Source organism: Alteromonas sp. G5_S2_22_S1 (genome assembly GCF_054968525.1).
This window is the reverse complement of sequence record NZ_JBQKUJ010000017.1, coordinates 18,439-31,360: the sequence shown is the minus strand read 5'-3', so window position 1 is coordinate 31,360 and position 12,922 is coordinate 18,439. Positions and strand designations below refer to the sequence as shown.

The 12,922-nt window shown below is 45.4% G+C and carries 10 protein-coding genes; 4 read left to right on the top strand and 6 right to left on the bottom strand.

What is annotated here, in order from left to right:
* Positions 1-65: 65 nt before the first annotated feature.
* The 6 genes from lpdA to ampD form a co-directional block, all read right to left on the bottom strand.
* On the bottom strand, positions 66-1,487 hold the full coding sequence (gene lpdA / locus ACTRWF_RS15970) for a dihydrolipoyl dehydrogenase (protein ID WP_462835850.1): 1,422 nt from the start codon (positions 1,485-1,487) through the stop codon (positions 66-68).
* Between the two features lie 132 nt (positions 1,488-1,619).
* The gene (gene aceF, locus ACTRWF_RS15965) at positions 1,620-3,656 is read right to left on the bottom strand and encodes a pyruvate dehydrogenase complex dihydrolipoyllysine-residue acetyltransferase (protein WP_462835849.1); all 2,037 of its coding nucleotides are present in this window, start codon (positions 3,654-3,656) and stop codon (positions 1,620-1,622) included.
* Between the two features lie 21 nt (positions 3,657-3,677).
* Positions 3,678-6,353 (bottom strand): pyruvate dehydrogenase (acetyl-transferring), homodimeric type, encoded by a 2,676-nt coding sequence (gene aceE / locus ACTRWF_RS15960; protein ID WP_462835848.1) that lies wholly within the window; start codon positions 6,351-6,353, stop codon positions 3,678-3,680.
* A 211-nt stretch (positions 6,354-6,564) separates the two neighbouring features.
* On the bottom strand, positions 6,565-7,311 hold the full coding sequence (pdhR, locus tag ACTRWF_RS15955; RefSeq protein WP_024016767.1) for a pyruvate dehydrogenase complex transcriptional repressor PdhR: 747 nt from the start codon (positions 7,309-7,311) through the stop codon (positions 6,565-6,567).
* A gap of 339 nt (positions 7,312-7,650) precedes the next feature.
* Entirely contained in the window at positions 7,651-8,520 is an 870-nt protein-coding gene (gene ampE, locus ACTRWF_RS15950) for a beta-lactamase regulator AmpE (RefSeq protein WP_462835847.1), read from the bottom strand.
* Between the two features lie 30 nt (positions 8,521-8,550).
* Positions 8,551-9,087 carry a 1,6-anhydro-N-acetylmuramyl-L-alanine amidase AmpD gene (ampD, locus tag ACTRWF_RS15945; protein ID WP_462835846.1) on the bottom strand — a complete coding sequence of 179 codons (537 nt, stop codon included), beginning with the start codon at positions 9,085-9,087 and terminating at the stop codon, positions 8,551-8,553.
* A gap of 175 nt (positions 9,088-9,262) precedes the next feature.
* On the opposite strand from ampD, the gene ACTRWF_RS15940 reads away from it, so the two are divergent.
* The 4 genes from ACTRWF_RS15940 (at position 9,263) to ACTRWF_RS15925 (ending at position 12,912) form a co-directional block, all read left to right on the top strand.
* Complete coding sequence (locus ACTRWF_RS15940; protein WP_462835845.1) at positions 9,263-9,781, top strand: TIGR02281 family clan AA aspartic protease; 519 nt, start codon at positions 9,263-9,265, stop codon at positions 9,779-9,781.
* 19 nt (positions 9,782-9,800) lie between these two features.
* On the top strand, positions 9,801-10,655 hold the full coding sequence (nadC, locus tag ACTRWF_RS15935; RefSeq protein WP_462835844.1) for a carboxylating nicotinate-nucleotide diphosphorylase: 855 nt from the start codon (positions 9,801-9,803) through the stop codon (positions 10,653-10,655).
* Positions 10,656-11,190: 535 nt separating this feature from the next.
* Positions 11,191-11,616, top strand: a complete 426-nt coding sequence (locus ACTRWF_RS15930) for a pilin (protein ID WP_012519428.1) — start codon at positions 11,191-11,193, stop codon at positions 11,614-11,616.
* Between the two features lie 87 nt (positions 11,617-11,703).
* On the top strand, positions 11,704-12,912 hold the full coding sequence (locus ACTRWF_RS15925; protein WP_012519429.1) for a type II secretion system F family protein: 1,209 nt from the start codon (positions 11,704-11,706) through the stop codon (positions 12,910-12,912).
* Positions 12,913-12,922: the final 10 nt, after the last annotated feature.

Below are 12,922 nucleotides of genomic sequence, written 5' to 3'. Positions count from 1 at the left end.
AAAAGCATAGTACAAAAAAGCCCGCTTAGAAGAGGGCTTTCAAAGTATTTTTAAAAGAAGCTATGTTACTTCTTTTTCTTCGCTTTAGGGTTTGGCAGGTCAGTAATGCTTCCTTCGAAGATTTCAGACGCAAGACCAATAGACTCGTTAAGCGTTGGGTGAGCGTGAATAGTAAGTGCAACGTCTTCTGCGTCAGCACCCATTTCTAATGCTAGGCCAATTTCGCCAAGCATTTCGCCTGCGTTTGTACCTACCATTGCACCACCGATAACGCGGCCTGACTCTTTATCGAAGATCATTTTCGTCATACCGTTAGTGGCATCAGAAGCGATAGCACGGCCAGATGCAGCCCAAGGGAATGTCGCAGTTTCATAGCTAAGGCCCTGTTCTTTCGCTTCTTTCTCAGTAACACCAACCCAAGCAACTTCTGGCTCGGTATAAGCAACTGAAGGAATACCACGTGGGTCGAAGTAGTGCTTCTGCCCTGCAATAACCTCTGCAGCAACATGACCTTCGTGAACGGCTTTGTGGGCAAGCATTGGCTGGCCAACAAGATCACCGATTGCGAAGATGTGGTCAACGTTGGTACGCATTTGCTTATCAACATTGATAAAGCCACGATCGTCAACGTTTACGCCAGCAGCGTCAGCACCAACAAGCTTACCGTTTGGCTTACGGCCAACAGCAACCAATACTTTGTCGTAACGCACTTGCTCTGAAGGTGCATTCTTGCCTTCAAACGTTACGTACAAGCCGTCATCTTTCGCTTCAACCGCAGTCACTTTGGTTTCAAGCATGATGTTAAACTTGTCTTTGTAGTCTTTCATGAATACTTTCATGATATCTTTGTCAGCAGCTGGAATTAGCTGGTCTAAGAATTCAACTACGTCAATTTTTGAGCCTAGTGCTTCGTACACAGTACCCATTTCTAGACCGATGATACCACCGCCTAGTACTAGCATCTTCTCTGGAATGTCTTTCATTTCCAGTGCGCCAGTTGAGTCGATTACGCGGTCATCTTCAGGGATGAACGGTAGGCTTACTGGCTCTGAGCCCGCAGCAATAATCGCTTTTTCAAAAGTAATAGTAGTAACGTCGTCACCATTTTTTACTTCTAGGGTGTTTGCGCCTGTGAATTTACCAAAGCCTTGTACATGCTTGGTTTTACGCATTTTAGACATGCCGCTAAGGCCGTTTGTTAACTGCTTAACAACGCCGTCTTTGTATTCACGGATTTTGTCTAAATCGATGGTAGGCTCGCCAAACGATACACCGTGACTTGCAAGGTGCTTCGCTTCTTTCATCACTTTAGCAACGTGAAGAAGGGCTTTTGAAGGGATACAGCCAACGTTAAGACAAACACCGCCTAGGGTGTCACGCGAGTCTACGATAACTGTTTCAATACCTAAGTCAGCTGCACGGAAAGCTGCTGAATAACCGCCAGGGCCGCCGCCCAGTACCACCAATTGCGTTTTAATTTCGCTCATTGTGAACCTCAATCCTGTTCTTGTAGGGTTATGCTATTACTTTTGTGTCATAGCATAACCTAAATGCCACCAAATGGGCTGATAAAATCGTCGAAAATGTTACTGATATTGTAAACTTTTTCGACCTTTTATTTAAAGTATGATTCTGCGTAAGTCAGTTAGGTTTGCAGCAACCTCGGTAGAGAATCTTGCACCTACTGCACCATCGATTACACGGTGATCGTATGACAGGCTCAAAGGCACCATCAGACGCGGTTCAAACTCTTTACCATTCCACTTAGGCTTCATCTCAGACTTAGACACACCTAATATGGCGACTTCTGGTGCATTTACAATAGGCGTAAACGCCGTACCGCCAATACCACCTAGGCTAGAGATAGTAAACGTACCACCCTGCATGTCTGCAGCTTTAAGCTTACCTTCACGGGCTTTCTTCGATGTTTCGATAAGCTCGCGAGAAAGTTCTTCAATGCCTTTCTTATTCACGTCGCGAATAACAGGAACTACAAGGCCGCCCGGTGTTTCCACCGCAATACCAATGTTAATGAACTTCTTGATAATTAAGCTTTCGCCGTCGTCAGACAGTGATGAGTTAAATACTTCGTATTTCTCAAGGGCTTTCGCTACCGCTTTCATTACGAATACTAGCGGCGTAATCTTGAGACCAGACTTAATCTTCGCGTGGTAAGCATTTTGCTCTTTACGGAAATCTTCTACGTCTGTGATATCGGCTTCATCAAACTGCGTAACGTGCGGAATCGTCGCCCAGTTACGGTGTAAGAACGGGCCAGAAATCTTCTGAATGCGCGAAAGCTTTTGCTCTTCAATTTCACCAAACTTGCTGTGATCAACAGGTTTAACCGGCACAATTTGAAGTACGTTGTCACCCGCAGGGGCATTACCTGACGCGGCCGCAGTTTTAGGCTTAGCCAGTTCCGCTTTCACATAGGCTTGAACGTCTTCTTTCAAAATACGGTTTTTAGGGCCTGAGCCTTTAACCTGAGTTAGGTCTACACCAAACTCGCGCGCAACACGGCGTACTGATGGTGAAGCGTGTGCTTTACCTGTACTTTTCGCTTCTGGCGCTGGAGGCACAGGAGAGCGATTTTGAGACTCGCCTTGTTGCGAAGACTGTTTTTTTGCTTCTTTCTTAGGCGCTTCTTGTTTAGGTGCTTCAGCTGGCTTTTCAGACGCTGGCGCTGAAGTTTCACCACTGCTAGTTTCTAGCTTAACAACCAATGTGCCTTGCTTAACCTTATCGCCTGTTTTAATAAAGACTTCCTTGATGGTACCTGCATGTGTTGAAGGTACATCCATGGTGGCTTTATCAGTTTCTAGCGTAATTAGGCCGTCTTCTTTTTCAACCGTATCGCCAGCCGATACAAGTACATCGATAACGTCAACTTCACCGTCTTCACCAATATCAGGTACAGCAACTTCGATAGTCTCGCTGCTTGCTTCTGCTTTAGGTGCTGATTCTTGTTGGCTCGACGCTTCGTTAGAAGACGCTTCTGATTTTTCAGCTTTCTCAGTTGAAGACGATGCACTTGAAGACGATTCGCTTGAACCGCCTTCACCAGCTATTTCAAGCTTAATCACTACCGTGCCTTCTTTTACCTTATCACCATTACTGATAAGAACTTCTTTCACTGTACCCGCGTGTGTTGAGGGAACGTCCATCGTCGCTTTATCAGTTTCAAGGGTAATAAGACCATCTTCTTTTTCGATGGTGTCGCCAACTGAAACCAACACGTCGATAACGTCTACTTCGTCATCAGAGCCGATATCCGGTACGGCAACTTCAATCACTTCACTGGTACCAGAAGCAGCAGGCGCTGCATCTGACTTGCTTTCTTCTTTTGGAGCTTCTTCTTGTGAAGCGTCGTCTGAAGATGATTCTTCAGCGCTGCTCTCATCCGAACTGCCACCACCTGCAGCCTTCATTTCACCAATCACATCGCCTTCTTTGATTTTATCGCCTACTGATACAGACAGGCTTACAATCTCACCTTCAAATGGTGCTGGGATGTCCATTGACGCCTTGTCACTTTCTACAGTAACAACGCCTTCATCGGCTTCGATGTTGTCGCCTACGGCAACACATAGCTCGATAACTTCAACTTCGTCACCGCCTACATCGGGTACGATAATCTTTTGAATATCTGACATATGTAAAATACCTTATCTGGCTTACGCGTAAAGTGGGTTAAGTTTTTCAGCGTTGATATCAAAACGCTTAATGGCTTCTGCTACCACTTTCTTCTCAACGTCGCCGCGCTGAGCCAATTCGTAAAGTGATGCAACCACAATGTATGACGCATTAACTTCAAAGTGAGTACGCAAGTTTTCGCGGCTATCACTTCGACCGAAACCGTCTGTACCTAGGCAGCGGTATTCAGTTTCAATGAACGCGCGTACTTGGTCTGAGTAGTTCTTCACATAGTCAGTGGCAGAAATCGCAGGACCTGCATCTTTCGTGATTACCTGACCAATGTAAGGTACTTTTTGCTCAGCTTCAGGGTTTAGCATGTTCCAGCGTGCTACGTCCTGACCTTCACGGGCTAGCTCGTTGAACGAGGTTACCGAGTAAACGTCAGAAGATACGTTGTAGTCTTCACACAGAATCTGTGCCGCTTTACGTACTTCGTTCAAGATAGTACCTGAGCCCATTAGCTGTACGTTAAGTTTAGACTTGTCGTTTTCAACGCGCTCTAGCTTGTAGATACCTTTAATGATTTGCTCAGCAACATCATCACCTTCTGGCATTGCAGGGTGTTGATAGTTCTCGTTCATCAATGTTAGGTAGTAGAACACATTCTCGTTGTTGCCGTACATACGACGTAGACCGTCTTGAACGATAACCGCGACTTCATAACCGTACGTTGGATCGTAAGTAATACAGTTAGGAATAAGGTTTGCCTGAACGTGTGAGTGACCGTCTTGGTGCTGTAGACCCTCACCGTTAAGCGTAGTTCTACCTGCTGTTGCGCCTAATAGGAAACCACGTGCTTGGCTATCGCCCGCTGCCCATGCCAGGTCACCAACACGTTGAAAACCAAACATTGAGTAGTAAATGTAGAACGGAATAGTGGTCGCGTTACAGGTTGAGTAAGACGTACCAGACGCTACCCACGATGCCATTGCACCTAGCTCGTTAATACCTTCTTGCAGTACCTGACCTTTCTTGTCTTCACGGTAGTAAGCCACTTGGTCTGCATCTTGAGGCACGTATTTCTGGCCTTCGTTAGCATAGATACCTACCTGACGGAACAAGCCTTCCATACCGAAGGTACGGGCTTCATCAGGAATAATTGGTACAACGCGCTTACCAATTTTCTTATCTTTCAACAATGCATTAAGCACACGTACAAACGTCATGGTTGACGATACTTGACGGTCGCCAGAACCTTTCAAGATAGCGTCGAATGCGCTTAACTCTGGAATTTCTAGTTGCTCTTCTGCCTGCTCTCGGCGAGAAGGCAGGTAACCACCTAACGCTTCACGACGTGCACGAAGATACTTCATTTCTTCGCTGTCTTCGTCGAACTTAAAGTATGGCAGTTCTTCAATTTTCTCATCAGCTACTGGAATGTTGAAGCGGTCGCGGAACTGTTTGATCGAATCAACGTCCATTTTCTTAACGTTGTGCGCTACGTTCTGTGCTTCGCCTGATGCACCAAGACCGAAACCTTTAACCGTTTTAGCAAGGATTACCGTTGGACGACCTTTGGTATCAATCGCTTTTTGGTAAGCTGCAAATACTTTAACTGGGTCGTGACCACCACGGTTTAGACGCCAGATGTCATCATCAGACATGTTTGCTACAAGTGCCGCTGTTTCAGGGTACTTGTTGAAGAAGTTTTCACGGGTGTACTTGCCGCCTTTGGCTTTACAGTTTTGGTATTCACCGTCTACGGTTTCACCCATAAGCTGAATTAGCTTGCCAGATTTATCGCGAGCTAGTAACTCATCCCAGTAGCTACCCCAAATCACTTTCACGACTTCCCAGCCTGCGCCGCGGAACGTACCTTCAAGTTCTTGGATAATTTTGCCGTTACCACGTACCGGGCCGTCAAGGCGCTGAAGGTTACAGTTGATAACGAACGTTAGGTTATCTAGGCCTTCACGAGATGCAAGACCAATTGCACCCAAGCTTTCTGGCTCATCACACTCACCGTCACCCATGTAGCAGTATACGCGCTGACCTGAGCAGTCTTTAATACCACGGTTAGTTAGGTACTTAAGGAAGCGTGCTGTATAGATAGCTTGAAGTGGACCTAAGCCCATAGATACGGTTGGGAACTGCCAGTAGTCTTTCATCAAGTGAGGGTGTGGGTAAGACGATAGACCATCGCCCGCACATTCTTGACGGAAGTTATTTAGCTGCTCTTCAGTTAAGTTGCCTTCCATGAAAGAACGCGCATAGATACCCGGAGAAATATGGCCCTGTGCAAAAATAAAGTCGCCGCCTTGATTTTCATTAGGCGCTTTAAAGAAGTGGTTAAAGCCTACATCGTAAAGCATAGCCGATGATGCGAAGCTACCAATGTGGCCACCAAGCTCTAGGTCTTTTTTCGATGCACGCAATACAATCATTAGTGCGTTCCAACGAATAGCGGCACGAATGCGCGCTTCGATGGTCAAGTCGCCAGGCATGTTTGGCTCTTGCGCTGCTGGGATAGTATTGATGTAGGCAGTAGTAGCGTCATACGGTAAGTGCGCTCCGCTGCGACGTGCTTTATCAATAAGTTTTTCGAGTAAATAGTGGGCGCGTTCTACGCCTTCCTCTTCTAAAACCGACTCAAGCGCATCAATCCACTCTTTAGTTTCTTGAGGATCTACATCTTGGTGCATCATATCAGACATGGTGCCATCCTATTTTTTGCTTATATAGAAAATCCTCCCTTAGCATTGCCCTTAATCTTAAAAGCGCTAAAAGAAGGAAAACTAAATTACGTTGTACTCACAGTGACCCAATCTGGCTCACCTGCTTTTGCAGTGGCACAGGAAAAAACCTGACCGGCCTCTGCGAATGAATAGTTACCTAAGCCTTGCTTAGCTAGCCTTAGCCAAGTAACTAAATCTCTAATCGACGCAATGCGCGTTGAACCCGTGTATCGCGTTGATTAATGGTTAATAGCGTTTTTTCAATAAACGCTAAATGCGTATTACATGCTTGGCGCGCAGCTTCCGGGTCGCGAGAAGCAATCGCCTCTACAATTTCGCGACGCTGTTTCGCAATGTCTTCCACCGCTTCAGGGTGCGCTGCCAACATGTCAAAATTTCGTTCAATATTGTCCACCAGCATACTTTGCATGGTGCTCATTACATGTAAAAGCACCATATTGTGGGATGCTCTTGCCATAATGATGTAAAACTGACCCAATGCTTCTGCCTGAGCACGTTTACTTTCATGCGCTTTAGGCGTAGGTACATCGTTAAGTGCTTGCTTTAACGCCTCATAATCTTCAGGTTGCCCACGAAGTGCTGCGTAATACGCTGCCATTCCCTCAAGGGCATGACGAAATTCAAGCAAGTCGAATTGGGTTTCAGGGCGCTGACTAACCAGGTCCATCAGCGGGTCTGTCATGGCTGAATTAAGGTTGCGATTTACGAACGTACCGCCACCTTGCTTGCGCTCGACCAGACCGCGTGCCTGCAGGTTACCAATAGCTTCTCGCAGTGAAGGACGGGAAACGTCAAATTCTAACGCGAGCTCTCTTTCTGGCGGTAACTTTTGACCGGCCAATAGCGTACCGTCGAGTATCATTGACTCGAGTTGTTCGGTAATCACATCAGAGAGTTTTTTTCGCTGCTGACGCATGCGCGCTTCGTATCCTTTAAATTAAATCAGTACTGATATAACGGTGGTGAATGTAAAAAATAATCGGAGATAATTTAATCACAGACACAATTGGTAATACCATTTTACCTATCTAGTTTAAGGCAGATCGAATTCGAGGTAAATACTTCCAAGCATAGCAAAGCCACAGGGATTTGCTTTGTGTTAAGCTTTATTATTGAATTTGTTAAGAAAAGTAAAAATGCAACAACTGGTCTGATGAGGCAAAAAGAGCCCGTGATGCGATGCAAAGCATTTGATCTACTTACAGTTAATAAATAGACCAAACGCTCACGATGTCGTAAATGTTAAAAATATTGATTATGCGAGGCTGCCTACCAGCGTTAATGCAGAGGTAATAACAAGTAGAAAAATAACATTACGTTTTGCTAACTTTACAAGTACTCGCGGCTCAATCGCTGCATTTTCAGCCTGCATTTGGTGCTCTTCAGGGGTTAAAACCTCAGCTTTGGCAGAAATATGGGTAAGCACATCATACGCAGGTACATCAAATTGAAGCGCATGACTGAGCCACTCTGGCAAGGCGCGGGAAAAATGCCCCATCATCAACATACCAAATGCCGTCACACGAACCGGAATATAGTCGAGCGCAAACATTAATCTTCCCGCCGCTCCTTTTAAAGGGTGATTAGCCCCGCATAAGGCTTCCGTAGTGCTTCTACTTATGCTGTAAAAAAGTGCCCCTGGTGCACCAAACGCGATAAACCACAACATCACCGCAGTATAATGCTGATAGTTAAGCCATGTAAGGTGCTGGCCAAAGCTTTTTCCTTCTGCACTTGCACTGCCGTCGCTGTCAGATTGACTTGCACAGTGTCCTAGCTGATCGGTATACATGCTGCAGGCTTGCAGGTCACCCCGCTGTGCAGCGTTAAGGAAGTTCTTATAAATTCCTCTTAGCACTGGGCAACCTATGCAGATAAACAGCACAATGCTTTGCTCAATAAAGGTAAGAAAAGCGCCTAGCAGCCAATATTCAATAGCCCCTAGCAATAACGCGGGCACTAAAAGGTAAAAGTAAAGTGCCGCCGAAGAGGCTTTCTCACCTAACCACCCTTTTTTCTGCAGAAAATCGCGATATTGGGACGCATACTTTTCAATATGCCAGCTTGGTGTTTTGGATATCAGCCGCTCTAAGCTGAGAACCAACAGTAAACTCATTAGCATCATAGGCGTGTGTTTCCTTTTTAGTTAAACCACTTACGCTTGCGATATTCGCATTCTATAACGTGCCCAATCGAAGGCTTCACCCGGGTCAGTTTTACGCCCCGGTGCAATGTCATTATGTCCTACGATACGCCCTAAAGTGATCCGAGGATAGCGCTTTGTAATAAAATCAGTTAGTTCACCTAAGGCGTGATACTGCGCATCGGTAAATGGCAAGGTGTCTGTACCTTCTAGCTCAATACCAATGGAAGAGTCGTTGCAACGGCTTTTCCCTTGAAACGACGACAGCCCGGCATGCCATGCTCGCTGGTCGAACGGAACAAACTGCTCAACCTCCCCCGTTCTGTATATAACGCAGTGCGCAGACACCCGCAGCCCCGCTATTTCTTTATAGAAAGGGTGCTCGTCTGGGTTGAGCGTTCCGGTAAACAATTCCCGAATGCCAGGCGTACCAAACTGTGATGGCGGCAATGAAATATTGTGTATAACTAAAAGGCTGACGTCGGTGTTGTCAGGCCGAGGGTCTGCATGAGGGCTTTCGGTGAAGATTGCTTGATTATAAAGCACCATAGTGTTTGATTCGATATTTGATTTTTAGCGTAACCGCCTACATTGTATAGTGTTGTAAGTGTGGCACTGCAATACTTTAAAAATCAAGCAGCTCTCGCATATTGTCTGTTTGATAAAGCATTGAGGAAACTAAACGCTTAGTTCGCCACCACTTTGAATTAAAAAAGGTTTATGCATGAATGAACAACAAGACCCGACGGCATCAACGGGCAAATGGATGGTTGCACTGGCATGGCTCTGTGGTTTCGGCCTTTTAGTGTTCGTTTTCTCAGACTTATTAGAGAAACAGGTTAACCCAAATAGCGAACCTAGGTCTGAACGCATTGGCTCTCAAACCGAAGTGCGCTTAAAGCAGAATCGTCAGGGGCACTATGTAACCACAGGTTATATAAACGGCGAAGAAGTGGTGTTCTTAGTAGATACAGGCGCAACCGATGTTGCAGTACCTGCTCACTTAGCCAATCGCCTTCAGCTGAAAGCCGGCCGCGAAGGTTTAGCCAGTACCGCCAATGGCGTAGTAAGAGTCGCCGAATCTAACATAAATACCTTGCGCATTGGAGACATTGTGGTGCGCAATGTTAAAGCAAACCTAAACCCCGGTATGCAGGATGACCATATACTGCTTGGAATGAGTGTTCTTCGCCAATTAGAGTTTACTCAGCGCGGAGATTGGTTAATATTGCGTACCCTTTAAATAGACCATAGCGATGAAGATGACATCACCAGATATGCAAGCGATACGAGAACAGGTCTCTAACGCGCTTATTGAAGACCTTGGCGGCGAGTTAGATGCCGCGCACGACATAACCGCAAACCTGATAGACGAAAGCGTAAATGCTAAGGCTTCGATAATTACTCGCGAACCATGCGTAGTGTGCGGTATCGCTTGGGCAACACAAGCCTTCGCGCTTATTGATGAATCGGTATCACTAACTTGGCATGTAAAAGATGGCAACAGTGTTGCCGCTGACACCTTGCTTGTTAGCTTGGAAGGCTCTGCCAGAGCGATTCTCACCGCCGAACGCACCGCGCTTAATTTTTTGCAAACACTGTCAGCTACCGCCACAGTCACTGCGTTTTATGCCAAATATTTAGAAGGGTCTACCACTAAAATTCTCGATACGCGCAAAACCCTACCCGGGCTTCGCTATGCGCAGAAATACGCCGTACGCTGCGGCGGTGGACAAAATCACCGTGTTGGCCTATTCGACGCTTTCCTTATCAAAGAAAACCATATTTTTTCATGTGGCAATATTGAAAAGGCGATAAGCCGAGCGAAATCTATGATGCCGGGCAAGCCTGTGGAAGTAGAGGTTGAAAACGTAGCCGAGCTTGAACAAGCCCTGTCTGCGGGAGCCGATATTGTTATGTTAGATAATTTTACTAACGAACAGATCCAAGAGGCAGTAGCGCTTAATAAAGGCCAATGTAAACTGGAAGTATCAGGGAACATTACTGATGAACGACTGGCCTCGCTTGCCAAACTGGGCGTAGATTACATTTCATCTGGCGCGTTAACGAAACACGTTCATGCTATAGATTTGTCACTACGTATCAATTTGTCTTAGCAAAGCAAGTGATATAACGTAAAACGAAAGAGCACAATTATATTGATATAACGCGAAAGACGATGGTGTTTTCGTAGCACTAAAATGTGTTAGCTAATACGAAAACACCCATTTATCCATCGTTAATCGCCGTTTATGTTTTGTGTTTTGTATTTCTTATTTTGTTAGGAATTTAGCGTAAATACTGTTTGTTTAATCCAATGAATATGAACGTGTAGCGGTATAAACCGAAATACGATAAGTTACTTATATCTTCCGTCATTTCTCTTCGATGTTCTCTGTGTATAGCTAGATATACGTAGATAAGTCATTAACTTTTATACGAAAGTACAAGTGATAAGACCTGCACAGGCATAACGAACCATGTCATACTGCAAAAGCTAGACATACGTATATTTGCCTATACTTGTCAGCGACTAATAAAATTCTATACTGAGTATCAAGTACCAGGGGCGTTGAAATGGACGACTCGGGTATAAACGTCAATTTGAATTACATTTAAACTTAGCGTGTATACGCGTCCCGGAGAAAAACCATGATGAACATGAACACTAAAAACCAAAAAGGTTTTACCCTAATCGAATTAATGATTGTTGTTGCAATTATCGGTATTCTTGCAGCAATCGCATTGCCTGCTTATCAGACTTACACTGCTCGAGCGACATATAGCGAAGTAATCTCGGCATCAAGTGCAGCTAAAACCGCTGTTGAAGTATGTGCTCAGACGGGCGTACCTGCTGATTGTACTGACATCGCGGTAAACGCAGGTTGGACTAACGCATCAACGGTTAATACCATAGAGATAGGGGGAGATGCTGCTAACGGCTATACAATTACAGTAACTCCAAATGAAGAAAGCGGTATTGTAGCAGCAGACACTCTAATTCTAACCGGTACTATCAATAATGGTGCGGTTACATGGGCAACAACAGGTGGTTGTGTAGATAAAGGCCTTTGCTAATCTAAACGAGTTGAACAAAAACCCGACTAACGTCGGGTTTTTGTTTTTATTTCCCCTCGGTTGAAAGAAGATATTTGAGATAGTTAAATGGCAAAAGCAACGGCAACGTTTACTTGGCAAGGAAAAGACAGGAATGGTCAATCTCGCAAAGGTGAAATTTCGGCCACCTCGCTTTCTGAAGCCAAAAACCTTTTGCGTCGCCAAGGGATTTCTGCGAATAAGGTAAAAAAACTAGCTCAACCACTTTTTGGCAGAACTCAAAAAATAAAACCTGCCGATATATCTGTCATATCACGACAAATTGCCACCATGCTAGCCGCAGGTGTTACGCTGATTCAATCTCTAGAAATGATAGCACAAGGCCATGCAAACCCTGCAGTGCGAAAACTGCTTGGCGAAATTACGGATGAAGTCAAATCCGGTAATCCACTTTCTTCTGCGCTTCGAAAACACCCGCTTTATTTTGACGATTTATACTGTGATTTGGTTTACACGGGCGAACAGTCAGGTGCCCTTGAAACCATTTACGATCGTATTGCCACCTATAAAGAAAAAGCCGAAGCACTAAAATCAAAGATCAAAAAAGCGATGTTTTACCCTATCGCGGTTTTGGTCGTTGCTTTTATTGTTACGACTATTCTTCTTGTTTTCGTTGTGCCTCAGTTTGAAGAAATCTTTAGCAGCTTTGGCGCTGAACTCCCTGCGTTTACCCAGTTCGTACTGGCTATATCGCGGTTTGTACAGGATTACGGTATTTTTATCGCCATGGGCGTGGCAGCCGCAGGCTTTATGTTTGTGCGCGCGCACAGGCGCAGTCAAAAGCTTCGCGATACGGTAGACCGGAATATTTTAAAAATTCCTGTTATCGGCGAGATACTTAAAAAAGCCAGTATCGCACGCTTTACCCGAACCCTTGCCACCACCTTTGCGGCAGGTGTACCGCTAATAGGCGCGTTAGAGTCAGCTGCAGGGGCCTCGGGAAATGCAGTATACCGCGACGCTATTTTATATATTCGCAAAGAAGTGGCCGGTGGTATGCCTATGCATGTAGCCATGCGCGCTACCCAAGTATTTCCAGACATGGTGACGCAAATGATAGCCATAGGTGAAGAGTCTGGCTCTGTCGATGAGATGCTAAGTAAAATTGCCACCATTTACGAAGCAGAAGTTGATGACATGGTAGACGGCTTAACCAGCTTGCTTGAGCCTATGATCATGGCCGTACTTGGCGTGGTTATTGGCGGCTTGATTGTGGCCATGTACCTGCCTATATTCCAGATGGGTAACGTGGTATAACTTACCAAAG